The following is a 25,484-nucleotide window of genomic DNA, read 5'->3' as shown; positions in this document are numbered from 1 at the left end:
CAATTTCTTTGCCGCACGCGATACAATTGAAAGGTTCGGCCTCATTTAATACCACGGCCTGTTTGCGCGGTGTCGTTCAATAGCAATCGTGGGACGCATCGTGATGGCGTTTTCCGGGCAGGTGTTTTCGCACAGGCCACATTGCACGCAGTTGCGTTCCAGAAAGCTGAGGCGCGGATAGTCCTTGCCATCCATCAACGCCGATTCCGGGCAGGCGCCGGCGCACGCCATGCAGAGGGTGCATTTCTTCGCGTCCACCTTGAGCGTTCCGAAAAGGCTCCCCCCGGGCAAAGCAATTTCATCGCGCCTTACCGGCGCGTGTTTGAGCAAGTGCTCAATTGCAAACTCCAGCGTGCCGCGTTTGTCGTTGGAAAGGTTGAATCCTGCCGGGACCGGTACCGTTTGACCCGCCGCAATTCGATCCAGCAACGCCGGCGAATCGACAATGGAAAAATGCGTTCCCGCATAACCCAATTCGTTGAGGATGATTTGACCCAGCGTCATTTCACGCTTCAGCGCATCAAGGTATTCCGGTGCTTCGGAACCCGCGACCAGTATCGCAACATGACCGGCGCCATAGGCTATTGCGCCCATCAGCACATCGAGCCCGCTGGACGCCACGTGCCAGGTTTCCAGCGGCAACATGCTGGCGGGAATTCCTGCGCCTGTCGTTGCCATGGCGGACAGTAGATCGCGGCCATCGGTCGCGTTGTGGAACAGCACCGTCGGTGTACCTCCCTGCCCCCTTGCCGCAACGCGATAGGTATTGAGCAGGGTCTTCAACTGCGAACCACGATCCGCCACGCGCGGATATTGATACGCCATCGCCCCGGACGGGCACACGGTCGCGCAGGCACCGCATCCCATGCACAGGTGCGGATCAACCTCGACCTTGTCGCCAATCGATGAAATGGCCTTGGTCGAGCAGATATCGATGCATTTATGGCATCCGACTTTTTTCGAACGGCTGTGTGCGCACAGAGAATCCTTGTAGGCAAAAAAGCGCGGCTTGCCAAATTCTCCGACCATGTCCGGCAATTCCGCGATGGCGGTGGCGAATGCGGCCGAATCGGCGGCATGAAAATAGCCTTGTGGAGGTTGGTGCATCTTGAAGGCGGGTTCACGGCGGAGGTCGAGCACCAGATCGAAAGCGGCTGATTGCGCACTTTCATCCGATACCTGAAAGGTGGCCTCAAATGCGCCGAGGTAGCCGGAGAGCGATCGCAATTGCCCACAAACGACTTCGACGTCCGGCAACGCCGACGGCACGTCAGCGCCCGTCCAGAGCATTGCAAGCGGCAGTTTGTCTGCCAACGCCTCAATCGCCTGCGGTCCACGCGCGGAATCGGCCAGTATCAGCAGTTTGCCGTTCGACACATAGTCCACGCTTGCAACCGGTGCAAACGACGGAAGTTCTGCCATCGCGAACAGCGCGGCGATCTTGGCATCGAGGGAAATGCGGGCGGCATCATTGCCAGAGAAATGTGGAACCGACCAGCCGTGTCGATTGCCCCCCGCAGGCTCAACAGCCGGGTGTGCAGGTGAACCAGACAAAACCGATGCGTCGTGGCCTGGACGGTGGGAATCCGTCCTGACATGTTCTACCGCCGCAGCCCTTTCGGCTACGGCATCCACCTCGCGCGGTTCGCGAATAATGGCCAACTCCTCGATCGTTATTTTCAGCCGGCAGCACTTCGTGTCTGCCTTTCAGTTCCTGAGCCATTTTCAGCTCGATACGCAACAAAACGTACAGGCATGCACTAAAACACATTCTGCGCGGCATGTACATAACCGAAAGCCACAATTTGGTTACGGATAGTTTTTACTTCAGCCACGACTCGATCGCTCGCGCAATTCCACATTTTATTGAGGGGAATTTTCAGCGTCGGATTTCTCGTCCGCGCCAGCCTCCGCTGCGCCAGCGCGGGCGGGGTCTGCGACAACCGGGGCGGCGTCAACCAACCCGGCAGTTGGCGTATCCACTTGGGGCGGCGAGTCTTTTTCTTCATCTTCAAATAGAAACAACGCTTTCGCCTGATTCATCTGTCGCAGCATTTCCAGCGGAATCGGGTCGGGCTGGGAGTAGTCGTCAATGTAGATGTCCAACTTGTCCATCTGCGCAAATTGGTAATGCGGATTGGTGAACAATTTCTTCATCGCCTGATTTCGCAAGCCCGGATCAACATCCCTGGCCATGAATGGCGAAAAGTCGGCGTCGTGCGTGAGGCTCTCAATCGACGGGAGCGCTGCTTTTGCCTCCGGCTCCGCAAGTAAAGTCGGCTCTGGGAGAGGGTTTCCAGCCATTTCCGCGCCAGGGACCGCTCCAGTGCTGGTGTTTGGCAATGCGTGAACGTCCGGCAATGGCGCTGACTGTATAGCCGGCGTAACAGCTGCCGCGTCCTGTGCGGCCGCGTCCACCTTGCGGCGCGACCAGCGCGTCAAGAATGATGGCTCTGCAGGCTTATCGATTTCGCTCACGACATTCCATCCTTGTAACGCCCATCCTTGCTCGCAAACGACTTTGGCCGGATACGCTGCTTCTTCTCGGGTGGTTGATAGTTCGTCTGGACCCATCCCACCAGTTCGGAATAGATATCCTCGGGAATGGCCACGCTATCAACCTTCTCCTGCGCGTCCATCCAGCGCGCCGCCTCGTTGTAGGAAAGCGTCAGCAGGTGCGGAATTGCTTCCGACTCGTCCTCGCTCATCCGCCAGGTCACGAATACGCGCGGCTCAGGCGAGGTGATGTTCAGGTAATAGCCCTCCCCTTCGTCGGGATAAATGACCAGCGCATAGCCCGGATGAATTTTTTGCAACAACCCTTCGCGTTCGAGCAGTATTCGTGGCTCGCGGCTGCCGCGATCATCCGGCAACACGCCCGCCAATTGCCATTTCTCGCTCTGCCAGCGATTGTTGATCGCGATGCGTTCCATGACAATGCAAACCGGAAAGGTTGGTTTTTCCATGTGGCGAATGTTACACGGCAAATTGCGCGGCCATAAAGCGTTATGCTTGCAATCACCATGTCCCACCGCGACACCATCATCCCCATCGCCGACGTTCGCAGCCTGCGCATTCCCGCGCTCCAGGGTGCGGCGCAAGCGCGCGTGCTCGCCGACACGCGCGGACGCCATATCCGTGATCTGCGCATCTCCGTCACCGACCGCTGTAACTTTCGCTGCACCTATTGCATGCCGAAGGAGGTATTCGACGCCAACCATGAATTCCTGCCGCACGATGAATTGCTGACCTTCGAGGAAATTGTCCGCGTCGCCAAAATCGCGCATGGCCTCGGCGTAGAAAAAGTTCGGCTCACCGGTGGAGAACCGCTGTTGCGGCGCGGCATCGAGCAATTGATCGCCATGCTAGTCGAGGCGCTGCCCGGCATCGATATCGCGCTCACCACCAATGGCTCGGCGTTGAAAGCCAAGGCGCGTGCACTCAAGGATGCCGGCCTGCAACGCATCACCGTCAGCCTGGATTCGCTCGATGAAAAAACCTTTCGCGCCATGAACGACGTGGATTTTCCCGTGGCAAAAGTGCTGGAAGCCATCGACGCGGCAGCGGACACAGGCCTCGGCCCTGTCAAGATCAACATGGTGGTCAAGCGTGGCGTGAACGACCACGAAATTATTGACATGGCGCGGCACTTTCGCGGCACGCCGCACATCGTCCGCTTCATCGAATTCATGGATGTCGGTGCCACCAATGGCTGGCGCATGGACGACGTGATTCCCTCGGCTGAGATCGTTCGCCGAATTGGCGAAGCGTTTCCACTACAGGTAGTCGATGCGAATTACCAGGGTGAAGTGGCCGAGCGATGGCGATATGCGGACGGGGCGGGTGAGATCGGCGTAATCTCCAGTGTGACCGAGGCATTCTGCGGAACCTGCACACGTGCGCGGCTCTCCACCGATGGTCAAATCTTTACGTGTTTGTTTGCCGAGAAGGGATACGACCTGAAGCGGCTGTTGCGCGGCGGAAGTTCGGATGACGCGATCCGCGATGCGTTGACGGCGATCTGGCAACATCGGGCCGACCGGTATTCGGAGATTCGCACGGCGCTCACCAACGACGAGGCGAAGGCGCGCAAGGTTGAGATGAGTTTTATTGGGGGATAGCGGTGCGACAGTCAATCTTTTGGCGAGTCTATTTTTTTCTGTTCATTTTGTCGCCGCTTGCAGGATTCTGCATACCTTTTCTCCCCTCGCTCTTGCCACAATATGGCCTTGAATTTAACGCGGAAGACGTCGGCACTTCCCTTTTGGCAGGTATCGAACTACTGGGACTGTACGGCTACATGTATTCGCGGCAAATTGGAAGCCGCGCGATTTGGAAAATTGTTTTCGCTGTCTCCGTGTCGATCTCCGTTTACTCTGCATATATGTCTTGGCGGGATACAGACTTGCAAACTCTTGAAATAATCACTCCCACTCTTGGAATTGCGATTGCAGTACTGATGTTTGGACTTCTCGTACCACTTTGGTTCGCGTTGTATCGCTATGTATGGACTGAAAGGCAAATATGGGCAAGCGGCATTTGATCAAAAACCAGTGTCAGCCCGAGCGCTCCTCCGCTCGCCGGCTCGGACGCCCTCAATGGGCGTCCTTCGAATTCCCGGCTCTCCATCCCCGCCCTCCTCCAATTCCTCAAAGAACTCTCGGAAAACAACAACCGTCCGTGGTTCCTGCACAACAAGCCGAACTACGACATCCTGCGCGAGGAGTTCACGGAACTGGTGGCGGACATCATCCAGCGCATTGCCAGGTTCGATGAACGCATCGAACACGTGGACCCGAAGAAGTCGCTGTTCCGCATCTACCGAGACGTGCGTTTTTCCCACAACAAAGAGCCGTACAAAACGCAGTTCTCAGCCATGATCGGCGAGAAGAAAGATCACAAGGCGGTGCCGGGTTACTACTTCCAGATTAATCATGAGGGCATTCTTGGCTTGGGCGGCGGCGTGTATATGCCGGAGCCGGAAACGCTGAACAAGATTCGCCACGAAATCCTCGCGGAACCGGATGCGGTGGCGAAGCTTTTGAAGAACAAACGCTTCCTCGCGACCTTTGGTGGGCTCTCGGAAGAAGACCGCATGCTGCGTGCGCCGAAGGGCTATCAGCATTTGCCGGCCGACCATCCAATGATGGACATGATCAAGAACCGGCACTTTTTCAGCTTTCTGGAAATCGATATGAAGAAACACAAGTCGAAAGATCTGGCAAAGGAACTTGCGGGAAACTTCGAGGATCTATATCCGCTGATCGTGTGGTTGCGGGGAGTACTTGGACAGTAAAACCCTAGCATAGACGCGGCTTTCCGGGCGCTATGGCCCCGTAAACCGCACCAGTGCTTGAGTTTGTCATCCTTGTGAATTGAACATGACGTATCGTCCCCTCCTTTCCTGTTCTGCCCGCCCCTCCACCTTTACCGTCGATGCCCTTGACGAGACCGGCGCCGTGCGGCCCACGCCGATTGCCGGCGAACATCCGCTGACGATCTACGTCGACAAGCGCGAAATCCTCACCATTATGACGCTCGGCGCGGCACCCGAGGCGCTGGTGATCGGCTATTTGCGTAACCAGCGCCTGCTGGAATCGATCGACGAGATCGTCTCGGTGCAGGTCGATTGGGAAGTCAATGCCTGCGCGGTGGTGACGCGCAGCGGCCTCAAGAACCTCGACGAGAAAATGGCCAAGCGCACCAAGACCACGGGCTGCGGCGAAGGCACGGTATTCGGCGACCTGATGGCGGACCTGGAAAATGTGAAGCTGCCCGGGGACGTTCGCCTATCGGAAGAAACGCTGTACGGGCTGCTGAATAATGTGCGAGTGTATGAATCGATCTACAAGCAGGCGGGTGCGGTGCATGGATGCGCGCTGGCGGCGGGTACGGAGATTCTCACGTTCATCGAAGATGTCGGCCGACACAACGCGGTCGATGCCATCGCCGGCTGGATGTGGCTGGAAGGCGTCAACGGCGGCGACAAGATTTTCTACACGACCGGACGGCTCACCAGCGAAATGGTGATCAAGGCTGCGCAGATGGGCATTCCATTCCTGGTCTCGCGTTCCGGGCTTACGCAGATGGGGTATGAGATCGCGCAGAAAACCGGCATCACCATGATCGGGCGCGCGGTGAACAAGCATTACCTGCTTTTCACGGGCGCCGCGCGGCTGGTACGCGATACCGTTCACCATCCAGCACCGGAGAAAGCATGAAGATCACCGGCCTTATTCTTGCCGGCGGCCGCGGTTCCCGGATGGGCAATATCGACAAGGGGCTGCGGATTTTCCGCGGGAAACCGATGGTCGCACATGTGCTGGAGCGGCTCGCGCCGCAGGTCGATGACGTGCTGATCAACGCCAATCGCAACCTCGTCGAATACGCCGCTTTCGGCCCGCGTGTCATACCTGATGCCATCGACGGCTTCGCCGGACCACTCGCGGGGCTGCAGATTGGCATGGCGCATGCCGGCCATCCGCTCATCGCTACCGTCCCTTGCGATTCGCCGTTCCTGCCGCTGGATTTGATCGCGCGACTGGCGGCAGCCATGGCCCGCGATAACGCCGATCTTGCCGTCGCCAAGACCTTCGACCAGCCCCACCCGGTCTTTTGCCTGACAAAAACCAGTCTCGCGCCACATCTGCAGGCCTTTCTGGAAAGCGGCCAGCGCAAGATCGACAAATGGTATGCCACGCTGCACGTGGTGGAAGTCCCATTCGATGACGAAGAAGCGGCATTTTCGAATATCAACACTGTCGACGAGCTGAACGCCTTCGAGCAGTCGCGACACTAGGCGCGCAGGCCAAGTCATGGCGGGTAAACGCAACGTCCGCAAACTCGCGCTCCGTCCGCCGTTGCCGCGGCGCGCGATCGTTTGGTTTCCGCCGTTTCCGATGGACGCGCCCATCGAGCCTTTCCGGCGCCGGTTCGATCCGATGGCGGATGACCTCCCGGCACATGTGACGCTGGTCTACCCCTTTCCCACCAATCTCACCATCACGCAATTGGCCTCTCACATCCGCCGCATCATTGGCAACTGGCCCTCGCTGCCGGTAAGTTTTCGTGATGTTGAAGGCATTCTCGACGAATTTGTTTTCCTGATGCTGCGCGATCGCGCCGATGCAATCGTTGCGCTTCACGACAAACTGTATCGCGGCATTCTCAAGGCATACCTGCGCGACGACATTTCGTACGTCCCTCACGTCACGCTCGGTCGTGCCACCGGTAATCCGTCCGGCGCCACGTATCAGGTCATGCACGATATTGCGGCACAGGAAGTACGAGGCGAATGGCGTTGTGTGTTGAAAGAGCTCGCGATCGTGACGCTGCATCAAGACGGTACAATCACGATCGATAAAACCATTCCGCTCAATTTCGCGTAGATCGAAAATGGATACACTGGACCAATGAACAAACCACTCACCATTGCCGAAGCCTCCTGCGCCGACGACTATGATCCGAATTCAATGCCGGTGGCCAAGGCGCGCGAATTCATCCATGCGTTTCTCTCGCCGGTCACCGGCGTGGCGCGTATGCCCATCCGCAGCAGCCTCGGCCGCGTGCTGGCCGAAGACATCATTTCCCCGGTCAATGTGCCCTCGCATATCAACTCGGCGATGGATGGCTGGGCGCTTCGTTACCAGGATATTGCCGGGAATCCATCGGCCGCGATCAAAGAGGTCGGCGCGAGTTTCGCGGGGGTCCCGTTTGGAAAGACCGTTGGCAAAGGCGAATGCGTGCGCATCTTTACTGGCGGCGTGGTGCCCGAAGGTTGCGATGCGGTCGTCATGCAGGAGAAGGCGAAAGCAGACGGAAAGTCAATTGTTTTCGACCCCGGTGTGAAACAGGGGCAACACGTACGCTACGCAGGTGAGGACCTGAAAGCTGGTGCGGTGGCGCTGGCAAAGGGCCGTACTGTCCGTCCCGCGGAACTTGGATTGCTCGCTTCGCTCGGCATCGGGGAAATTGGCGTCTATCGGCCATTGCGGGTGGTGTTCTTTTCAACCGGCGACGAACTGGTATCGATTGGCAGTCCGCTCGCCGAAGGGCAAATTTACGACAGCAACCGCTATACGCTGCACGGCATGCTGGCGCGCATGGGCTGCGAAGTCATCGACATGGGCGTGATTCGCGACGATCCGGCATTGCTGGAGCAGGCATTTCACGATGCCAGCGCAATCGGCGATGTGGTTATCACCTCCGGTGGTGTGTCGGTGGGCGAAGCGGATTTCGTCAAATCGTTGCTCGCCAAACTCGGTGAAGTCGTGTTCTGGAAAATCGCGATGAAGCCTGGACGGCCACTCGCTTACGGGAAAATTGGCAACGCACATTTTTTCGGTCTGCCGGGGAATCCCGTATCGGTAATGGTGACGTTCTATCAGTTCGTCCGTGATGCGTTGCTCATTTTGCAGGGTGTGAATCCATTGCCCGTGCAACCGCTGTTGAAAGCAATCTGTACCTCACCCATCAGGAAGGCGCCGGGCCGGACCGAGTTTCAGCGCGGCGTGCTGTATCTCGAAAATGGTGAGTTCAACGTTAGAACGACGGGGGAACAGGGATCGGGCATCCTGAAATCAATGTCGGACGCCAATTGCTTCATCATGCTGCACGATCATGTCGGCAACGTCGACGCGGGCGCGACGGTGGATGTGCAAATACTGGAAGGCGTGATTTAGGGCATGGAGCAGGCGCGCCGCAAGTTCATCGGAATTTGTGTTGCCAGTGTGACCGCGCATGCTTCAGGTCCGGTGGCGTGTGCTTATGCGCAGGACGCTGCCAAGTCAGGGGCCAAGGGCGCCTCCGCAAACTCCTCAAGTTCACTCACTGTGCGCAAATACGCGCGCGCAAAGTTGGTCGATGCCGACGGCAAAGCGATCAAGGCGAAATCACTCAAAGCCAATTACAACTATGTCTTCCACTATCCTTACGCATCGACGCCTTGCTTCCTGTTGAATCTTGACGGGCCGGTAGCCGATACGGTGAGCCTGAAGACCGAAGCCGGCAATGTCTACGACTGGCCGGGCGGCGTTGGTTCCAACAGGACGATAGTCGCCTATTCCGCTATCTGCGCGCACAAGCTGGCGTATCCAACCCGGCAGGTGAGCTTCATCGGCTTTCGCGCCAGCCCGAGTAAGGCGAGTTCCCGCGGCAAGGTCATCACCTGTTGCTCAGACAAGAGCGTGTACGACCCGTTCGCCGGCGCAAAAGTCGTCAGTGGACCCGCGCCTCAACCGCTCGCGGCCATTCTGTTGGAACACGATGCCGCGACCGATGAAATTTTTGCGGTCGGAACATTTGGCGGCGAGAAGTTCAACGAGTTTTTTCTAAAATACGATTTTAAGCTTTCGATGGAAATGGGCGATCGGGCAAAGGATGCCGTTGCCGGTACGACCAAACTTCTGGATCTTGTGAACTACTCAACACAAACGGCGCAATGCTGAAAATCTTTCCCAGCTCGATGGCGATTGGATTCTGCCGGATTCAAAGGCAGGCGACTCGACGATGATTCCGTGGCTCAATCCCGCCAACGGTTTTCCCGATACGGCACTCGCACGCATAGAACCCAACGGACTGCTTTGTGCAGGTGGCGATCTTGAGCCTGCCACCATTATTGACGCCTATTCGCGCGGCATTTTTCCTTGGTTTTCCGACGATCAACCCATTTTGTGGTGGAGCCCGGACCCGCGCATGGTGCTCTTCCCTGCTGAGTTCAAGATCTCGAAGTCACTTGCCAAAACGGTGAAATCAGAAAAATTCGAGACGCGCTTCGATACCGCGTTCGCCGACGTCATTGCGGGATGTGCCGCGCCACGCGGTCCGGAAGGCGGAACCTGGATCGTCAAGGAAATGCAGGAAGCCTACATTCGCCTGCACGCGTTGGGCATTGCACATTCGGTCGAGAGCTGGCTGCCGGGAGATACGAATAGCGAAACCGGCGCCGTGAACGGCGGTGAACTGATCGGGGGGCTCTATGGCATTGCGCTGGGCCGCATGTTTTTCGGCGAATCGATGTTCACCCGCGCGACCGACGCCTCGAAGGTTGCATTGGTTGCGCTGGTGGACAAGCTCCGGCGCGACGGTTTTGAGCTAATCGATTGCCAGCAACAGACGCGGCACCTGGCGAGTTTCGGCGCGAGACCGATTCCGCGCCGGGACTTCGTGCAGCGCCTGGCAGAATTGATAGACTTGCGGCAGTCCGGATCCAATTGGCGCGTGGAAAATGTCAAAACTTAACGATTTGCCATTCGCGAATCTGCAGTTTTACGCAACTGCACCGTATCCGTGCAGCTACCTGCCGGGCCGACTCGCGCGCTCGCAGGTCGCCACGCCAAGCTACCTGATTGATACCGCCACCTACGGTCATCTGGTGGCGTCAGGCTTCCGCCGCAGTGGCGCATTCACATACCGTCCGTACTGCGATCAATGTCGTGCCTGCACGCCAGTGCGTGTTATCGTCAATGAATTCAATCCCAGCCGTACGCAGCGACGCACGCTCAAGGCCAACGCGGGCCTCACGGCAAGAGTGATGGAACTCAAGTTCTCGCACGAACACTACGCGCTCTATCGCCGTTACCAATCCATGCGCCATCCCGGCGGCGGTATGGATCACGACAGTCGTGAACAGTATTCGCATTTCCTGCTGCAAAGCAACGTCAATACCCGGCTGGTCGAATTTCGTGAGCAGGGCTATCTGCGCATGGTCGCCATCATGGACGATCTCGCGGACGGCTTGTCATCGGTCTATACGTTCTTCGATCCCGAACGCGCGCGCCAATCGCTCGGTACCTATAGCGTGCTTTGGCAGATTTCCGAGGCACGCCGCCGCGGGTTGCCTTTCGTCTATCTTGGTTACTGGATCGAAGAGTCCCGCAAGATGAGTTACAAGACAGAATTCCGCCCGATCGAGGGATTGGTGCGGGGAAACTGGGCACGCCTTGCGTTGAGCTGATCCTGCGTCAGGGGAATCGCCGTCGACGCGTGCCGGACGTACGGTACGATAAAATGTAGGTGAAGCCCACATCTATATCAATCCCACGTCAGGCTCTAGTGCTCTACCCCATCGCCCGTACTGCCCTGTTTGCGCTCGACCCCGAGGTCGCCCACCACATCGCGTTGCATTCGCTGCGAAGAATCCACAAGTTGCATTTGTCCGGCCTGATCGCCTCGCGGCTGTCCGCGCCCCGCGAGGTGATGGGACTGCGATTCGATAACCCCGTCGGATTGGCGGCCGGGCTGGACAAGAATGGCGAATACATTGATGCGCTGGCGGCATTGGGGTTCGGCTTCATCGAAGTTGGCACCGTGACGCCTCGCCCTCAACCGGGCAATCCCAAGCCGCGAATGTTTCGCATGCCCGAACACGAGGCGCTTATTAATCGCCTGGGATTCAACAATCTGGGACTCGATGCCTTCATCGCCAACGTCAAGCGCGCGCAATTCAAGGGCGTGCTGGGACTCAACATCGGAAAAAATTTTGATACGCCGATCGACAATGCCGTTGATGACTACGTCACCTGCCTGAACGGCGTTTATCCATTCGCCAGTTATGTGACCGTCAATATTTCCTCGCCGAATACCAAGGGGCTGCGCGATTTGCAGGCCGCCGAGCAACTGGAAAAACTGCTTTCGACACTGAAGGCCGAGCAAGTTCGACTTGCGAAAAAGCACCAAAAACACGTACCCCTTGTGCTGAAAATTGCCCCTGACCTCGACCTGAAATCGATTCGTGAAATTGCCGCGTTAACGCTCGAGAATGGTTTTGAGGGCATTATCGCCACCAATACGACGATTTCCCGCGACGCCGTACGCGATCACCCGTTGGCCAAGGAAGCTGGCGGTCTCTCGGGCAAGCCACTGTTTTCTTCCTCCACGGAAGTGTTGCGTGAGCTTGCCAAAGCGCTGAAAGGAAACATCCCGATTATCGGTGTCGGCGGGATCATGTCGGGGATGGACGCTAAAACCAAAATGAACGCCGGCGCATCGCTGGTGCAAATTTACACCGGCTTCATTTATCACGGCCCGGACCTGATTCGCGACGCGGTTCGCGAACTTTCCAGGACGTAGCGGCGCAGTAACTTTCATGATCATTGGCCTTCCCAAAGAGATCAAAGACGGCGAGCGTCGCGTGGCACTCACGCCAGATGCGATTGCTTTGCTGATTGCAGCAGGACATCCGGTACGGGTCGAACGCGGCGCGGGCAGCGGTTCCGGCTTTTCCGATGCTGACTATGCCGGGGCTGGCGCAGAAATCGTCGATAGCGCAAGCAAGGCTTTCGATTGCGAACTGGTCGTGAAAGTAAAGGAAATTCAGGGTAGCCCCGTCAACGAGTGGCGATTGCTCAATCCGGGAAGCATGCTGTTTTCGTTCCTGCACCTGGGCGCGGACGTACCGATGGCGGAAGAATTGCTCGCCAGACGAATCACCGGCATCGCGTTTGAAACGGTGGAGGACGCATCCCGCCGGCTTGCCATTCTGGCGCCAATGTCCGTGATCGCAGGCAAGCTCGCGGTTCCAATTGCCGCCAATCTGCTTATGACGCCGAACGGCGGGCGCGGCGTGGCGATGGGCGACGCGCAGGTTGTCATTCTTGGTGCGGGCAGCGCCGGTGTCGCCGCGGCAGACACCGCCATTGCACTGGGTGCCGATGTCAGCGTGATTTCGCGGGAGGGGCCTCGACTGGCGGCACTTGCCGATAAACTGGGCTTGAGGGCACGTACCATGACGATGAATCCTGCCACGCTGGCCGGCGCCATCCGGGATGCAGACGTTGTCGTTGGCGCAGTCAATATTCCCGGCACCGCCACGCCCAAGCTGCTCATGCGGCGCGACATGAAAACAATGACTCTTCGCAAAGGTCCTGGCGCGGTGCTGATTGAAATCTGTATTGATGGCGGAGGTGTTGCAGAGACCTCTCGTCCGACCTGGCACTCGGCGCCAACCTATGTCGAAGAAGGCGTCACGCATTACGCTGTCGCAAACATCCCTGCGGCGGTGCCCCGGTCAGCCAGCATGGCGCTTTCGGCCGCGGTGTTCCCGCTCGCAAAGGCGCTCGCCGACAAGGGTCTCACACGTGCCTTGCGCGATGACAGCGGTTTGGCGGCTGGGCTACAGATTCACGGCGGGCACGTCACCCACTCAGCCATTGCCCGCGAATTGAGCCGGCCACATCTCGATCTCGATGCCATCCTGTTCTCGTGCTGATTCAACATAAATGACCACGCTCGCCCTCAGGATCGATGCCCTGCTTCCGCAAACGCAGTGCAAGCAGTGCGGTTTTCACGGTTGCATGCCCTACGCCGAGGCAATCGCAGCCGGTGAGGCGGAAATCGATCGCTGCCCGCCGGGCGGCGAAGCCGGCATCGCGGGACTCGCGGCCCTGCTCGCGCGCACACCGGTGCCGCTTGATACCAGCCGTGGGCTCCATTTGCCGCACCGCATCGCGGTTATCGATGGCACGGCTTGCATCGGCTGCGCGAAGTGTCTGGCGCCGTGTCCCACCGACGCCATCGTCGGCGCCAGCAAGTTCATGCACACCGTGGTCGCGTCTCTATGTACCGGTTGTGAATTGTGCATTCCTCCTTGCCCGGTCGATTGCATACATATGGAAGAAGTGCCCCTTTATCCCGTCATGATGGGCAGGGACGTTGCGCGAGAACGCTACGGGTTTCATCAGTTCCGTCTTCAGCGCGCGCAGAATGAGCGTACCGAGCAGCTCGCGGAACGCGAGCGCGCGGTATTGGACATTCAGGGTGACGGCCCATGACGTCCGCTTCGCGCGCAATGAAACCCGCCGAGCGCCACGAATTTTTCCGGCGCCTGCAGGAAATCAATCCACATCCGCGCTCGGACCTGGAATACGCCTCGCCGTTTGAATTGCTGGTCGCGGTGATCCTTTCCGCACAGGCAACCGACAAAAGCGTCAATATCGCCACCGACAAACTCTTTCCGGTCGCGAACACGCTGCACGCCATATTGGCGCTTGGCGAAGAAAAGCTCATTCCGTACATACAAACTATTGGCCTGTTTCGTACTAAAGCGAAGAATGTGATCGGCATGTGCAGAATGCTTGTCGAACGGCATGGCGGCGAAGTGCCACATTCGCGCGAAGCGCTGGAAGCCCTGCCGGGCGTCGGTCGCAAAACAGCAAACGTGGTGCTGAATGTAGCGTTCGGCGAGCCAACCATGGCGGTGGATACTCACATTTTTCGCATCAGCAATCGTATGGGCCTGGCACCCGGCAAGGATGTTGTCGCCGTGGAGCAAAAATTATTGAAGGTCGTGCCGGACGAGTTCGGCATGCACGCCCACCACTGGCTGATATTGCATGGACGCTACACCTGTGTCGCACGCAAGCCGAAGTGCGGCCAGTGCGCGGTGTTTGATATCTGCGGCTTCAAGGAAAAAGCGAAGTTTGTCGAATGAACAGGAAAACTCCCCATGTTTAATCCCTCACGCGATCAGGCGCGTGATTTCCTGTTCGAGGCCTGGCGAAAGTATGGCGCGAATGAGCCGCTGTCGGCGATGGAATCGATGGCGGTCGAGGTGATTGCCGTGCACCCTGAATATCATGCCATGCTCAACAATCGTGATCGCTACCTGCAAACCTTTCGCGACCGCGATTATCCACCCGAATTCGGCGAGACCAATCCATTTTTGCATCTGGGCATGCATATCGCCATCCGCGAGCAGATTTCAATCGATCAACCTGGCGGCGTGCGTGGGCATCATCTGACGTTGAGCACAAAACTTGGCTCGGTTCTTGACGCGGAGCACGAGATGATGGACTGCCTCGCGGAAATGATCTGGCAGGCACAGCGCAATCGAAGCGCACCGGACGCCGGCCTCTATTTGACATGCCTGATGCGAAAGAGCGGCAAGTGATGTCACCAATGCGCCCGAAAAAAAAGCCCGCGTTTGCGGGCTTTTCTTTGGATTTGGCGCGCAATCAATATTTCGTTTTTAAATCAGATTTCTGCGACGAAAAGAATGCGGCCAGATCGCGAATATCTTCAGGCTTCAGCGCCGCGGCAAATCCGTTCATTGTCGCGTTCTTGCGCTTGCCGGATTTGTACTGATTGAGCGCGGCAACGATATAGTCCTGATGCTGGCCCGCCAGTACCGGATAGTCTGACTGAATTGGCTTGGCGCCGCCTTCACCGTGGCAAGCCTTGCAGGTTTCAGATTTTTTCGCACCCGCTTCTGCATCACCAGCGGCCATGACGGAGAGTGGTGTGCACAATGCAAGGGCAATAAGAATATTGATTATTTTCATTTCGGTATCTCTGTCTCGATGTCTGGCCGACTATTTCTGGCCGTAGTAGGCGGCGATGTCCAGGATTTCTTTTTCCGTCAGTGCGCTCGCGAGGGCCTTCATGGTCTGGTTGTAGCGATCCCCGGCACGATACGCACGCAACGCCGTCACCAGGTAATCCGCGTTCTGCCCGCCAAGCCGGGGAACGTTGTAGACCTCCGGATAGGCGGTACGAATGCCAGGCACGCCATGACAACCGGAGCAGATCGCGACAGCCTTGCCCTTGCCGACAACCGCGTCGCCCTTCGGAATGGCCACCGGCACTTGGGCAAGTGCCAACAATGGAAACGCGCTGACGATCAGCGAAAGGGCAATTTTTTTCATGTTTTTCAGGAAAAGATTGAGCGAGTAAGGGGCGAAAAATGCGTCCCCTGTCGTGGCAAATCGTGTGGAAAACCGTGGAGCGTTATGCAAAATCCGGCGAAGTATAGCATGGGCTCCCGTCGTCCGAAACCCTCCCTCAGCCTCAACGCAGCACCTCACGCATCGTCCAGTATGGACCAGACTGCCTTGCCACCGCTGGCCTTGTTGATGCGTCCAATCTGTTCGGCATGCAAGCGCACTTCCTCCGCGTCTGCGCATAACACCTTCAACGCAGGAGGACGTTCAAACACAAGATCCTGATTCAGTACGCCATTGCCGCCGCCGTGAGTACCGTTGCTCGATTCAAGGCCGATGGCAAGACTATCCTGACCGCGGGTCATGGCTATGTAAACATCAGACAACAACTCGGCATCGAGTAACGCGCCATGAAGCGTTCGCGCGCTGTTATCGATCTGGTAACGATCGCACAATGCGTCAAGTGAGTTCTTCTTGCCCGGATGCAGGTCGCGCGCCATTGCGAGCGTGTCAGTTACCGTGCAGATTTCCCCAATGAGAGGTTTCTTCAGCCGCGTGAGCTCCGCATTCAGGAACCCGACGTCGAACGGCGCATTGTGGATGACAAGTTCGGCGCCACGCGCATACGCCAGAAACTCATCGGCAATTTCTGCAAACTTGGGCTCGTTCTCCAGATCTTCCAGCGTAATGCCATGAACTTGCGTGGCACCTTCGTCAATTGCCCGCTCCGGATGGATTCGCTTGTAAAAATTGTTACGCGTGAGACGCCGATTGATCATTTCCACGCAGGCGATTTCAATGATGCGGTGTCCCTGTGAGGGATCCAGGCCGGTGGTTTCCGTATCGAGAATGACTTGTCTTGTCATCGATGGCTCATTTATTTATCAGCATGGTTTCCACGCCTCGGTTGGCGAGCTGGTCAGCGCGTTCATTCTCGGGATGTCCGGCGTGCCCCTTGACCCAATGCCAGTCCACATGGTGCTGGCGGGCAAGCTCATCGAGCTTGACCCAAAGATCGGCATTCTTCACGGGCTTCTTGTCCGATGTCTTCCAGCCGTTACGCTTCCAGCCGTGGATCCACTCACTGATACCTTTTTGCACGTATGACGAATCGGTGTAGACCAGCGCATGGCAAGTGCGGTTGAGCGCACGCAAGGCTTCAATCACCGCCATTAACTCCATACGATTGTTGGTAGTGTGGGCCTCGCCGCCGAACAATTCCTTCTCAGTGGAACCAAATTGCAGCAACGCACCCCAGCCACCCACGCCCGGATTGCCTTTGCATGCGCCGTCCGTGTAGATCCGCACCGAAGCCGGCTTGCCGGTCATTTGACGAGTCGCAAATGCGCCGCCGAGCGTGACGCCTCGGTCAGCGACGAACCCTCGCGCTTCGCGGCCACCGCAAATTTGCGTTCTTTGATTTTCTGGTCACTCCATGCGGGTGCGATCAGGCGCATGCCCTGGACGCGCTTGATGGCCTCGAGCATGTAAACACCGCCGCCCACGCCCCACCAGCGGTCGCCGACCGATTCCATGAACCTCCAGCGCCTTTGCCAGATCATCGATTCGCAAGGCGGAATGTAACAGGTCAGTCTGCCGGCAGACGGCTCAAAACCAAGCAGCTGCAACCAGTCTTTCATGCGCACTAGCGAGACAAAATGTCCTTGCCACGGAAAACCCTTCGAAGACAACAGGCGTCGCGTGCCGAACAGGCTCCAGGGATTGAAGCCAAGAATGAGAATGCGACCTTCGGGACGAACGACACGATCGATTTCGCGCAACACTTCGTGCGGGTTTTGCGTGAATTCCAATACGTGCGGCAGCAGGCACAGGTCCACACTCTGCGTGTCAAACGGCAGCTCGTACCACTGCGCCAGGATGTCCGCATTGCCATCCGGATTCACCGTAACGCGATGGGCAATTCGCGATTCTCGCAACAGATCGAACTGTGGCAGGCCAAGTTGTATGGCATGGTATCCGAATATGTCCGGTACCACTTCATCCAGCCAGGCGCGTTCGCGCGCCAGCAGATACTCGCCAAGCGGAGAAAGAAACCACTCGTGTAAACTCAACGTTGCGCTTGAATGAACCATGTTTTTATTTTAATCGAATATCCGTGATTCACATCCACCCGGTCCCCGCCTTTTCCGACAACTACCTGTGGGTCATCCACGATGGGCACCACGCCGCGGTCGTTGATCCCGGCGATGCACAACCGGTTCTCGACTATCTGGCCGCCAGCCAACTCACGCTCACCGCAATTCTCTGCACACATCATCATGCGGACCACGTGGGCGGCGTCGACGCTATTCTCGACGAGTTAAAGTTGCGCGGATCGATTCCGGTCTTTGGTCCGGCGAACGAGCGCATCCCGGCGCGTACGCACGCGCTGCGTGAAGGCGATTGCATTTCGCTGCCCGAATTGGCGATGAAGTTTGAGGTACTTGACGTGCCCGGCCACACCGCGGGACACATTGCCTACGTGGGGCACGATCTGCTGTTCTGTGGCGATACGCTGTTTGCATGCGGCTGTGGGCGACTGTTCGAAGGCACGGCCGCGCAGATGACCGATTCGCTATCGAAACTGAAGCGCCTGCCGGGGCACACCAAAGTTTACTGCGCGCACGAGTACACGATGGCGAACATCAAGTTCGCCGAAGCGGTTGAACCTGACAATGCCGACCTGAAATTGCGCAAGGCATTTTGCGCGGCGAAGCGCCATCGTAATGAACCGACCGTGCCGTCCACCATCGCGCTCGAACTTGCCACCAACCCTTTCCTGCGCTGGGATGCCGGCGCGGTAATCGCCACCGCCGGGAAACGTGCCGGCCACGCACTCAGGAGCGACAACGAAATATTTGCCGTCATACGCGAATGGAAAAACATATTTTGAAACCCATCGGTAATTTCCGCATTCGCCCCGCGACGCCGAACGATGTTGCCGTGATCATGGACCTCATCCGGCAGCTGGCCATCTATGAAAAACTGGAGGACATGATCACCGGCAGCGCAGCGATGATGCACGAGGCCCTATTTGGTACAAGGCCTTCCTGCGAATGCGTGATCGCCGAGGAAGATGGCCAGCCCATTGGATTCGCACTGTACTTCACGACTTTTTCCACCTTCCTCTGCCAGCCCGGCTTGTATCTGGAGGACCTGTTCGTCATTCCCGCCGCACGCGGCAAAGGCTACGGCAAAGCGCTCTTGAAGCACCTCGCGGGTCTTGCGAAAGCGCGCAATTGCGGTCGCTTCGAATGGCGGGTGTTGGACTGGAATGAACCATCGATCCAGTTCTACCAATCGCTCGGGGCGACGATCATGCCCGAGTGGCAGTTGGTCAGGATGACTGAGGGAGAGATTGCCCTTCTGGCTGCGTAACACAGCGAAAGTCAAGCGCTGGCGCGGCATTCCGGGCAGAAAGGTCCGGAAAGGCGCGCCAGTACTTGTGTTTGCTATCTAATTGTCAAGCCTGATCGCGCTTTAGCGATCGAGACATCCGCTGAGTCAATCGCGCCCGATGCGTCCAGATCGAACACGAAGTTCGCGGGTGTCAAGGGCTTGCCGATATTCGCTTTCACCGCGCTGATGTCGCTGGCGTTAACCGCGTACGAATTATTGATATCGCCGGCAAGAAATCCGATCGACGCTGACGTGCTGAACGAGTCGTTAATCCCCGTCAGCGATATCGAGACCCGGGAATTGTCGGCGAAACCTGCGAGTGCGACACGCAAATCGTTGCCCGAATAGCCGGCAATCATCGCCTGCACCGCTGCCCCGTTTCCATCCAGCGCCGACACAGAACCAGGAGCTGCAACCAGCCGGCTGAAGCGAAACACGATTTCGTGGCTTGCACCGGCACGGCGCGGTTCCACCGTAATGGGGTCGGTGGTCAGTGGCGAAATGAGCAGCGGAATTCCATAGGCACCTGCCGGGCCGTGCGTTTTCCTCGATTCCGCGGCAATCAAGTTCATGGGTGCCGCCGCCGCGGGAGTGACGTTCACCGCGTCGGAGGCAGGGCCGTCGCCAAAGGCGTTGCTGCCAACGACGCTGCACGCATACGATTGATCGTTTGCAAGTCCGCTAATTGTTATCGGAGTCAGATAGCCCGAGCCGCTGATTGAACCGGGATTGCAGCTCACGGTGTAAGTCACAATCGGTGAACCGCCATCTGATGACGGCGCCGAAAAGCCAATATGCGCCTGCGCGTCTCCAGCGATGGCCGTGACATTCGAAGGTGCCGATGGCGCCACGATCCACTTCACGGATACCGGTGACGACGCTGCACTGTTGCCGAGGGCATTCATGGCCACGACAGTGCAGGAGTAAGTTACGCCGACCAAGAGTCCGGGCACGGTCAAGGGTGAAGCCGGACCGATAACTGCGTTTGTCGTGCCGCAGCGGGCAAGGTATTGAAGAATGGGTGAGCCACCGCTCGAGACCGGCGGCGTGAACTGGATCTGCACAGAGCCAATGCCCACCGTTGCGGATGTGATTACTGGTGAATTGGGGACGGTAGCGCCATTCTGCGAGTATTTTGTGACTGTCATCATGCTCTGCGAGCCATCACGGTTCGAACTGTTGCCGACAACATAGGCATTTCGTGCTGCATCCAGCGCGATCCCATGGCTTGTATTAATCTGTAGGCTCGTCTGATTCTCGATCAACATTCGCCACTGTTCAACACCATTCGGACTGTACTTGAATGTCACCCCGCGGTAGGTTGGTGTGCTGACACCGGCACCAACGTTCTCGGTGTTCCCAGTGATGTAGATATTCTGGTTTTGATCGGTCGCAATCACAGGCCAAAACTCCAACGTATAGCCCGGCTCGCTGGTGATTACCTGCCACAATAGATTGCCCGCTGGATCAAACTTTGCGGTAATGAAATCCACGTCACCGATTGGAATATTGTGGCGAAACCCGGAAACAACAATATTTCCCACGTTATCCCGCGCGATCGCGCGGGCACTGTTCCAATATTCAACGGGAGTATTCAAGGATCTGCGCCAGAGCTCCCCTCCGTTCGCGCCATATTTGACAACAAGAAAGTCAGTAACATCTGTCGCGCTCGGTGGGGCAGACGCGACATAAGTCATTCCTGCAACATAAACGATGCCGTTCGCATCTACGTCGAGTGCATAGGCCTGATTACCGCTCACCCCAGCAATTGGCGAGAGTGGTGATCTCCACTGTTGGGTGCCATCGGTGTTGTATTTCACTGTTACGTAGTTGTAATTGCCCAAGCTTGGCCCGGTATTTGCCACGACGAAACAATTTCCCGCCGCATCCACGGCAAGAGTTTTCGGCTGATTGACCGCACCGCTCGCAATTTCTTTGTTCCACAACATTTCACCGGTAACCGCAGAAAACTTGAACGTAATTTGGCTACCCTGAGGCCGGGTACCGCTTACATACGCATTTCCCACAACATCCAGCGCCAGCGCGAGCGTATTGTCGCTAAGCGATGACGTGGCTCGCCAGAACTCGATTCCATCCAGTGCATACTTGATCAACAAGAGGCGTTGAAGACTCTGGAGTGTATAGCCCTGAACACCCAGCACGTAAACGTTGCCTGCGCCATCAACTGACAATGCAGTGACTCGATCATCAAAATAGCCGTCAGAAACGTTGCGCCAGATTTCGTTGCCACCGGCGTCATATTTGATGGTAATGAAGTTGGGATTTGGATTGCCCGCGATGGTGGTTGATCCCGCGACATACGAGTTTCCATTCGCGTCCAAATGAAATACTCTTCCGTAGGGCAGGTTCTGCTCCGGAAAGTAATTTTTTAGACTACGTCCACCAAGTTCCGTAGCCGCTGGGGCAGTCTTCCACATCACTACCGGTGCCTGCGCAATCGCCGACGCACAGACCGCCAAAACAAATCCGAAAAGTACCAGCGAGGCGATATTGCGAATCACCGAAGTCGCCTCGCGCATCGCAATATCAGTTCGGCAACAACTTCGCCGGATCCACCGGTTTCCCCTGCTTGCGAATCTCGAAGTGCAGCTTCACCTGATCGGCATCGGAATTGCCCATCTCGGCGATCTTTTCGCCTTTCTTGACGCTCTGGCTTTCCGCCACCAGGATTTTTTCGTTGTGCGCGTAAGCCGATAGCCACGTATTGTTGTGCTTGATGATGACGAGGCGCCCGTAGCCGCGCAGCCCGGCGCCGCTGTAGACGACCTTTCCCGCGGCCGATGCGACGATGGGCGAACCCTTCGCGCCGCTGATATCTATGCCTTTGTTGGCGTCGGTGAAATTGGCGATGATTTTTCCTTTGGGCTGCGGCTGGATCGGCCACGCCCAGTCCACGTCATCATTGGCGGCGACAGTCACCGGGGCGGTGGTGCCTGGGGTGCTTGCGACGGGCACAGGAGCAATTGCTGCAGTACTCGCCGCAGTACTCGCTGCAGCACTCGTTGCAACACTCGCCGATCCGTTCGGCACGCCTGCCACGGTAACGGCTGCTTCTGCCGTAAGGCCTGCGTAGGCCGCGTCGCTGTAAGGCAACTTGGTCGCCTTGGGCTCAGACTTTAGCTTGTCGGTGTTCAATGACGTCGCTGCCATCGGCATCGGCGTGAGAATCAGTGGGGTCGCCACCGGCTCGCCAGGTTTTGGCTGAGGCGCGGAACCCGCAACGATCACCGGCGCGCCTGGCGCGGTGAGACGCAACGATTCGCCCAGCTTGATCACGTTGGGGTTTTCAATGTTGTTCCACGCCGCCAGTTCGCGATAATCCAGTCCGTTCTGCAACGCGATGCTGATCATCGTTTCGCCCTTCTGGATGACGTGGACTCTTTCGCCATCGCTCGGCTTCACCGCGACAAGCGTGCTCGCCCCGGTCGGTGCGCCGGCGGAAAGCGTTGATCCCGGCGCGGGTGAAGGGCGCGCGTCGCTGACCGGTGCGGGACGGTTCGCCGCGCAGGCGGCGAGCATCGCAATGAGGATCGACATGCCTGCATGGCGAACAATTTTTTCAACGATAACCATGGAACCCTCTTTCATACGATGCCCGGAACCAGCGGAACGAACCTGACATCGTGCACAATTTTTTCGGTGAAACCTTCTGCCGTCCGGTCGATGACATAGAGCTTCTGCAATTCGCCGTCGCGTCCCACCGGCAATACCATGCGCGCACCCACCGCCATTTGTTGCTTCAATTCATCGGGCACGTAGCCGGCAGCTGCCGTCATCAGGATGCCATCGTACGGGCCGCCATCGGGGTAGCCAAAATGGCCGTCCGCATGCTTGAAGATGACATTGAAGTAACGCAAGTCGCGCAAGGTCCGTCTGGCTTTGTCCATCAACGGCGCAATGCGTTCAACGGTGTACACCTCTTTGGCGAGCTTGCCGAGAACGGCGGTCTGGTAGCCGCAGCCGGTGCCGATTTCCAGCACTTTTTTCGGGGTGCCGTTCTCGCACAATAGCTCGGTCATGATCGCGACAATCTCTGGCGTCGAGATTGTTTGTCCGTGTCCGATCGGCAAGGCCTTGTCGACTTCGTAGGCGCGCTCCTGCAAGGCTTCTTCGATGAATACGTGACGCGGCACTTCCGCCATCACATTCAGCACCCGTTCATTTTTGACGCCGCCTTTGCGCAACGCCTCAATCATGCGTACACGCGTGCGATCGGACGTCATGCCTGAGCCCTGAAACCTGCCGGTCGTGCTAGATACCGGACCGCTCATGCGATAACCCACTCCGCGGCATATTTCATTTGCTGGTAGTTGGTGAGGTCCATCTGCAAGGGCGTGACGGAGACGCGCTTGCTCGCGGTCGCGTGGAAATCGGTTCCCGGCCCGGCATCGGCGACCGCGCCGGCAGCGCCGATCCAGTAAACGATATCGCCACGCGGGTTGGTGGTTTTTACGACTGGCTCGGCCTTGTGACGTTTGCCAAGGCGTGTAATCTCGTAACCGGCCAGTTGTTCGTAAGGCACATCCGGAACATTCACGTTCAGCAGTACCGGTGGCTTCAGCGCCACGCGGTTGTGACGCTGCACCAATTCCGCCGCAATGCGCGCCGCCGTTTCATAGTGCTTCGCTTCATGACCCGCAAGCGAGATGGCAATTGACGGCACACCCAGCAGGAAACCCTCGGTCGCCGCCGCCACGGTCCCGGAATAAATCGTGTCATCGCCCATGTTTGAGCCGGAATTGATACCGGATACCACCATGTCCGGCGTGAAATCAAGCATGCCGGTAACCGCCATGTGCACACAGTCGGTGGGCGTGCCGTTGACGAAAAAGAAGCCGTTGGGCGCCTTGCGGATACTGAGTGGCCGATCAAGCGTCAGTGAATTGGAGGCCCCGCTTTTGTCGCGTTCCGGTGCAACCACGGTGATATCGGCAAATGGGGAAAGAGCCTGATGCAGCGCGACCAGCCCGGGGGCAAAATAGCCGTCGTCGTTAGAGAGAAGAATGCGCATGTTATTTCTGAGATTTACAAGGGGGAATTATGCCACACAGGGGTATCGTTCCCCTTGCCATTCACGGCGTTTCGAGTCGTCGTATAATCATGGTGCACCGCAATAATTGCGGTTGAACTTTGGGACACTGACATGCCTTTCCTCGCCGACCGCCTCTCACGCGTCAAACCCTCCGCGACCATCGCCATTTCCGCCAAAGCCGCCGCAATGAAGGCGAAAGGCAGGAGCGTCATCGCCCTTTCCTTTGGTGAACCGGATTTCGATACGCCGGACAACATCAAGGAAGCCGCCATCAATGCGATCCGGGCCGGCGACACCAAATACACTGCCGTCGACGGCACGCCCAAGTTGAAGGAAGCCATTGTTGCCAAGTTCAAACGCGAGAATGGACTCACCTATACGACCAAGCAAATCACGGTCGGTACGGGTGGCAAGCAGGTCCTGTACAACGCTTTCATGGCTACGCTTTGCATCGGCGATGAGGTGATCATTCCGGCGCCTTACTGGGTGTCGTATCCGGAAATGGTGCTGCTGGCCGAGGGTGAGCCGGTGATCGTGCCTTGTACGCAGGAAACCGGCTTCAAGCTGAATCCCGCCGATCTGGAAAAGGCCATCACGCCAAAAACCAAATGGCTGCTGCTGAATTCGCCGTCCAATCCTTCCGGCGCCGCCTACACCTACGCGGAACTGAAAGCCATCACCGATGTACTGGTGCGCCATCCGCACGTCTGGCTGCTCACCGATGACATGTACGAGCATCTGGTGTACGACGATTTCAAGTTTTTTACCCCATTGCAGGTTGAGCCGTCGCTTTACGACCGCACGCTGACCATGAATGGCGTGTCAAAAGCTTATTCCATGACCGGATGGCGCATTGGCTACGCGGGTGGTCCCGAGCATCTGATCAAGGCGATGGGCGACGTGCAATCGCAGTCGACATCCAATCCCTCCTCCATTGGCCAGGCGGCCGCCGTGGAGGCGCTGAATGGTACCCAGGATTTCATCCCGAAAAATAACGCCGTTTTCAAGCAGCGCCGTGACCTCGTTGTGCGCATGCTCAACCAGGCGCCCGGTCTCAATTGCCACACTCCCGAAGGCGCGTTCTATGTGTACCCGAGTTGTGCCGGGCTGATCGGTGCAACGACACCATCAGGCTCAGTCATCAAGAACGATGAAGACGTGATCAACTACCTGCTGGATTCACAGGGCATCGCGGTCGTTCATGGTGCCGCGTTCGGGCTTTCACCGCATTTTCGGGTGTCGTATGCGGCATCGACGGAGTTGCTCGAAGAAGCATGCCGGCGTATCCAGAAGGCGTGCTCGGAACTGAAGCTGAAACAAGCTATCGCGGCCTGATCCGCCGCGAGACCAGCAAGCGCAAAGCCCGCGTCGTGCGG

General features: G+C 57.5%; 30 protein-coding genes. 18 read left to right on the top strand and 12 right to left on the bottom strand.

Features of this window, described 5'->3' with window-relative positions:
- Positions 1–45 precede the first annotated feature (45 nt).
- The 3 genes from IPP88_12790 to IPP88_12780 form a co-directional block, all read right to left on the bottom strand.
- Positions 46–1,554 carry a 4Fe-4S binding protein gene (locus IPP88_12790; protein MBL0123564.1) on the bottom strand — a complete coding sequence of 503 codons (1,509 nt, stop codon included), beginning with the start codon at positions 1,552–1,554 and terminating at the stop codon, positions 46–48.
- A 309-nt stretch (positions 1,555–1,863) separates the two neighbouring features.
- On the bottom strand, positions 1,864–2,574 hold the full coding sequence (locus IPP88_12785; GenBank protein MBL0123563.1) for a DUF3306 domain-containing protein: 711 nt from the start codon (positions 2,572–2,574) through the stop codon (positions 1,864–1,866).
- Complete coding sequence (locus IPP88_12780) at positions 2,475–2,966, bottom strand: DUF3305 domain-containing protein (GenBank protein MBL0123562.1); 492 nt, start codon at positions 2,964–2,966, stop codon at positions 2,475–2,477. The genes IPP88_12785 and IPP88_12780 overlap by 100 nt, the downstream gene beginning before the upstream one ends.
- A gap of 57 nt (positions 2,967–3,023) precedes the next feature.
- Between IPP88_12780 and moaA the strand changes: the two genes are divergently transcribed.
- From moaA to IPP88_12705, 15 genes are all read left to right on the top strand, one after another.
- A complete protein-coding gene (gene moaA, locus IPP88_12775) occupies positions 3,024–4,121 on the top strand; it encodes a GTP 3',8-cyclase MoaA (GenBank protein ID MBL0123561.1) in 1,098 nt (365 codons plus the stop codon).
- Positions 4,122–4,123: 2 nt separating this feature from the next.
- A complete protein-coding gene (locus IPP88_12770; GenBank protein MBL0123560.1) occupies positions 4,124–4,543 on the top strand; it encodes a hypothetical protein in 420 nt (139 codons plus the stop codon).
- Positions 4,544–4,627: 84 nt separating this feature from the next.
- Positions 4,628–5,296: a DUF2461 domain-containing protein gene (locus IPP88_12765; protein MBL0123559.1), complete on the top strand. Its 669-nt coding sequence runs from the start codon at positions 4,628–4,630 to the stop codon at positions 5,294–5,296.
- Positions 5,297–5,381: 85 nt separating this feature from the next.
- The gene (locus IPP88_12760; GenBank protein MBL0123558.1) at positions 5,382–6,221 is read left to right on the top strand and encodes a formate dehydrogenase accessory sulfurtransferase FdhD; all 840 of its coding nucleotides are present in this window, start codon (positions 5,382–5,384) and stop codon (positions 6,219–6,221) included.
- Positions 6,218–6,799 carry a molybdenum cofactor guanylyltransferase MobA gene (gene mobA / locus IPP88_12755; protein ID MBL0123557.1) on the top strand — a complete coding sequence of 194 codons (582 nt, stop codon included), beginning with the start codon at positions 6,218–6,220 and terminating at the stop codon, positions 6,797–6,799. Before IPP88_12760 ends, mobA begins: the two co-directional genes overlap by 4 nt.
- 16 nt (positions 6,800–6,815) lie before the next feature.
- A complete protein-coding gene (locus tag IPP88_12750) occupies positions 6,816–7,388 on the top strand; it encodes a 2'-5' RNA ligase family protein (protein MBL0123556.1) in 573 nt (190 codons plus the stop codon).
- A 24-nt stretch (positions 7,389–7,412) separates the two neighbouring features.
- Complete coding sequence (locus IPP88_12745; protein MBL0123555.1) at positions 7,413–8,681, top strand: molybdopterin molybdotransferase MoeA; 1,269 nt, start codon at positions 7,413–7,415, stop codon at positions 8,679–8,681.
- A 48-nt stretch (positions 8,682–8,729) separates the two neighbouring features.
- Positions 8,730–9,446, top strand: coding sequence for a hypothetical protein (locus tag IPP88_12740; GenBank protein MBL0123554.1), 717 nt, complete (start codon positions 8,730–8,732; stop codon positions 9,444–9,446).
- Positions 9,447–9,507: 61 nt separating this feature from the next.
- On the top strand, positions 9,508–10,239 hold the full coding sequence (locus tag IPP88_12735; GenBank protein MBL0123553.1) for a leucyl/phenylalanyl-tRNA--protein transferase: 732 nt from the start codon (positions 9,508–9,510) through the stop codon (positions 10,237–10,239).
- Complete coding sequence (locus tag IPP88_12730) at positions 10,226–10,954, top strand: arginyltransferase (protein ID MBL0123552.1); 729 nt, start codon at positions 10,226–10,228, stop codon at positions 10,952–10,954. The genes IPP88_12735 and IPP88_12730 overlap by 14 nt, the downstream gene beginning before the upstream one ends.
- A 98-nt stretch (positions 10,955–11,052) precedes the next feature.
- Positions 11,053–12,069, top strand: a complete 1,017-nt coding sequence (locus IPP88_12725; protein MBL0123551.1) for a quinone-dependent dihydroorotate dehydrogenase — start codon at positions 11,053–11,055, stop codon at positions 12,067–12,069.
- Between the two features lie 16 nt (positions 12,070–12,085).
- Complete coding sequence (locus tag IPP88_12720; GenBank protein ID MBL0123550.1) at positions 12,086–13,207, top strand: alanine dehydrogenase; 1,122 nt, start codon at positions 12,086–12,088, stop codon at positions 13,205–13,207.
- 10 nt (positions 13,208–13,217) lie between these two features.
- On the top strand, positions 13,218–13,769 hold the full coding sequence (locus IPP88_12715; GenBank protein MBL0123549.1) for an RnfABCDGE type electron transport complex subunit B: 552 nt from the start codon (positions 13,218–13,220) through the stop codon (positions 13,767–13,769).
- A 17-nt stretch (positions 13,770–13,786) separates the two neighbouring features.
- Positions 13,787–14,428 (top strand): endonuclease III, encoded by a 642-nt coding sequence (gene nth, locus IPP88_12710; GenBank protein ID MBL0123548.1) that lies wholly within the window; start codon positions 13,787–13,789, stop codon positions 14,426–14,428.
- A 15-nt stretch (positions 14,429–14,443) separates the two neighbouring features.
- Positions 14,444–14,887: a DUF1841 family protein gene (locus IPP88_12705; protein MBL0123547.1), complete on the top strand. Its 444-nt coding sequence runs from the start codon at positions 14,444–14,446 to the stop codon at positions 14,885–14,887.
- 64 nt (positions 14,888–14,951) lie between these two features.
- On the opposite strand, the gene IPP88_12700 is transcribed toward IPP88_12705, so the two are convergent.
- From IPP88_12700 to IPP88_12680, 5 genes are all read right to left on the bottom strand, one after another.
- The gene (locus IPP88_12700; GenBank protein MBL0123546.1) at positions 14,952–15,278 is read right to left on the bottom strand and encodes a cytochrome c; all 327 of its coding nucleotides are present in this window, start codon (positions 15,276–15,278) and stop codon (positions 14,952–14,954) included.
- A gap of 30 nt (positions 15,279–15,308) precedes the next feature.
- Positions 15,309–15,641, bottom strand: coding sequence for a cytochrome c (locus IPP88_12695; protein ID MBL0123545.1), 333 nt, complete (start codon positions 15,639–15,641; stop codon positions 15,309–15,311).
- Between the two features lie 155 nt (positions 15,642–15,796).
- Entirely contained in the window at positions 15,797–16,522 is a 726-nt protein-coding gene (gene dnaQ / locus IPP88_12690; GenBank protein ID MBL0123544.1) for a DNA polymerase III subunit epsilon, read from the bottom strand.
- 7 nt (positions 16,523–16,529) lie between these two features.
- The gene (gene rnhA, locus IPP88_12685) at positions 16,530–16,985 is read right to left on the bottom strand and encodes a ribonuclease HI (GenBank protein ID MBL0123543.1); all 456 of its coding nucleotides are present in this window, start codon (positions 16,983–16,985) and stop codon (positions 16,530–16,532) included.
- Positions 16,982–17,749 carry a class I SAM-dependent methyltransferase gene (locus tag IPP88_12680; GenBank protein ID MBL0123542.1) on the bottom strand — a complete coding sequence of 256 codons (768 nt, stop codon included), beginning with the start codon at positions 17,747–17,749 and terminating at the stop codon, positions 16,982–16,984. Before IPP88_12680 ends, rnhA begins: the two co-directional genes overlap by 4 nt.
- A gap of 26 nt (positions 17,750–17,775) precedes the next feature.
- Between IPP88_12680 and gloB the strand changes: the two genes are divergently transcribed.
- The gene (gene gloB, locus IPP88_12675) at positions 17,776–18,549 is read left to right on the top strand and encodes a hydroxyacylglutathione hydrolase (GenBank protein ID MBL0123541.1); all 774 of its coding nucleotides are present in this window, start codon (positions 17,776–17,778) and stop codon (positions 18,547–18,549) included.
- Positions 18,531–19,034, top strand: coding sequence for a GNAT family N-acetyltransferase (locus IPP88_12670; GenBank protein MBL0123540.1), 504 nt, complete (start codon positions 18,531–18,533; stop codon positions 19,032–19,034). Before gloB ends, IPP88_12670 begins: the two co-directional genes overlap by 19 nt.
- 74 nt (positions 19,035–19,108) lie before the next feature.
- On the opposite strand, the gene IPP88_12665 is transcribed toward IPP88_12670, so the two are convergent.
- Genes IPP88_12665 through surE form a run of 4 tightly spaced genes read right to left on the bottom strand, consistent with a single transcriptional unit; the run spans position 19,109 to position 24,087 of the window.
- Positions 19,109–21,595, bottom strand: a complete 2,487-nt coding sequence (locus tag IPP88_12665) for a hypothetical protein (protein MBL0123539.1) — start codon at positions 21,593–21,595, stop codon at positions 19,109–19,111.
- A 7-nt stretch (positions 21,596–21,602) separates the two neighbouring features.
- On the bottom strand, positions 21,603–22,613 hold the full coding sequence (locus tag IPP88_12660) for a peptidoglycan DD-metalloendopeptidase family protein (GenBank protein MBL0123538.1): 1,011 nt from the start codon (positions 22,611–22,613) through the stop codon (positions 21,603–21,605).
- Between the two features lie 47 nt (positions 22,614–22,660).
- Positions 22,661–23,299: a protein-L-isoaspartate(D-aspartate) O-methyltransferase gene (locus IPP88_12655; protein ID MBL0123537.1), complete on the bottom strand. Its 639-nt coding sequence runs from the start codon at positions 23,297–23,299 to the stop codon at positions 22,661–22,663.
- 44 nt (positions 23,300–23,343) lie between these two features.
- Positions 23,344–24,087 (bottom strand): 5'/3'-nucleotidase SurE, encoded by a 744-nt coding sequence (surE, locus tag IPP88_12650; protein ID MBL0123536.1) that lies wholly within the window; start codon positions 24,085–24,087, stop codon positions 23,344–23,346.
- A 132-nt stretch (positions 24,088–24,219) separates the two neighbouring features.
- Between surE and IPP88_12645 the strand changes: the two genes are divergently transcribed.
- On the top strand, positions 24,220–25,443 hold the full coding sequence (locus IPP88_12645) for a pyridoxal phosphate-dependent aminotransferase (GenBank protein MBL0123535.1): 1,224 nt from the start codon (positions 24,220–24,222) through the stop codon (positions 25,441–25,443).
- Positions 25,444–25,484: the final 41 nt, after the last annotated feature.

Source organism: Betaproteobacteria bacterium, assembly GCA_016720925.1.
GTDB lineage: Bacteria > Pseudomonadota > Gammaproteobacteria > Burkholderiales > Usitatibacteraceae > UKL13-2.
The sequence above is the reverse complement of the archived record's forward strand: the minus strand, read 5'-3'. Positions and strand labels throughout refer to the sequence as shown.

Bases quoted from the DNA above. Each gene is read 5' to 3' on its own strand.
- IPP88_12785 (MBL0123563.1), bottom strand. From the start codon at position 2,574: ATGGGTCCAGACGAACTATCAACCACCCGAGAAGAAGCAGCGTATCCG.
- IPP88_12780 (MBL0123562.1), bottom strand. From the start codon at position 2,966: ATGGAAAAACCAACCTTTCCGGTTTGCATTGTCATGGAACGCATCGCG.
- moaA (MBL0123561.1), top strand. From the start codon at position 3,024: ATGTCCCACCGCGACACCATCATCCCCATCGCCGACGTTCGCAGCCTG.
- IPP88_12760 (MBL0123558.1), top strand. From the start codon at position 5,382: ATGACGTATCGTCCCCTCCTTTCCTGTTCTGCCCGCCCCTCCACCTTT.
- mobA (MBL0123557.1), top strand. From the start codon at position 6,218: ATGAAGATCACCGGCCTTATTCTTGCCGGCGGCCGCGGTTCCCGGATG.
- IPP88_12750 (MBL0123556.1), top strand. From the start codon at position 6,816: ATGGCGGGTAAACGCAACGTCCGCAAACTCGCGCTCCGTCCGCCGTTG.
- IPP88_12745 (MBL0123555.1), top strand. From the start codon at position 7,413: ATGAACAAACCACTCACCATTGCCGAAGCCTCCTGCGCCGACGACTAT.
- IPP88_12735 (MBL0123553.1), top strand. From the start codon at position 9,508: ATGATTCCGTGGCTCAATCCCGCCAACGGTTTTCCCGATACGGCACTC.
- IPP88_12730 (MBL0123552.1), top strand. From the start codon at position 10,226: ATGTCAAAACTTAACGATTTGCCATTCGCGAATCTGCAGTTTTACGCA.
- IPP88_12720 (MBL0123550.1), top strand. From the start codon at position 12,086: ATGATCATTGGCCTTCCCAAAGAGATCAAAGACGGCGAGCGTCGCGTG.
- IPP88_12715 (MBL0123549.1), top strand. From the start codon at position 13,218: ATGACCACGCTCGCCCTCAGGATCGATGCCCTGCTTCCGCAAACGCAG.
- nth (MBL0123548.1), top strand. From the start codon at position 13,787: ATGAAACCCGCCGAGCGCCACGAATTTTTCCGGCGCCTGCAGGAAATC.
- IPP88_12705 (MBL0123547.1), top strand. From the start codon at position 14,444: ATGTTTAATCCCTCACGCGATCAGGCGCGTGATTTCCTGTTCGAGGCC.
- IPP88_12700 (MBL0123546.1), bottom strand. From the start codon at position 15,278: ATGAAAATAATCAATATTCTTATTGCCCTTGCATTGTGCACACCACTC.
- IPP88_12695 (MBL0123545.1), bottom strand. From the start codon at position 15,641: ATGAAAAAAATTGCCCTTTCGCTGATCGTCAGCGCGTTTCCATTGTTG.
- dnaQ (MBL0123544.1), bottom strand. From the start codon at position 16,522: ATGACAAGACAAGTCATTCTCGATACGGAAACCACCGGCCTGGATCCC.
- rnhA (MBL0123543.1), bottom strand. From the start codon at position 16,985: ATGACCGGCAAGCCGGCTTCGGTGCGGATCTACACGGACGGCGCATGC.
- IPP88_12680 (MBL0123542.1), bottom strand. From the start codon at position 17,749: ATGGTTCATTCAAGCGCAACGTTGAGTTTACACGAGTGGTTTCTTTCT.
- IPP88_12670 (MBL0123540.1), top strand. From the start codon at position 18,531: ATGGAAAAACATATTTTGAAACCCATCGGTAATTTCCGCATTCGCCCC.
- IPP88_12665 (MBL0123539.1), bottom strand. From the start codon at position 21,595: ATGCGCGAGGCGACTTCGGTGATTCGCAATATCGCCTCGCTGGTACTT.
- IPP88_12660 (MBL0123538.1), bottom strand. From the start codon at position 22,613: ATGTCGATCCTCATTGCGATGCTCGCCGCCTGCGCGGCGAACCGTCCC.
- IPP88_12655 (MBL0123537.1), bottom strand. From the start codon at position 23,299: ATGACGTCCGATCGCACGCGTGTACGCATGATTGAGGCGTTGCGCAAA.
- surE (MBL0123536.1), bottom strand. From the start codon at position 24,087: ATGCGCATTCTTCTCTCTAACGACGACGGCTATTTTGCCCCCGGGCTG.
- IPP88_12645 (MBL0123535.1), top strand. From the start codon at position 24,220: ATGCCTTTCCTCGCCGACCGCCTCTCACGCGTCAAACCCTCCGCGACC.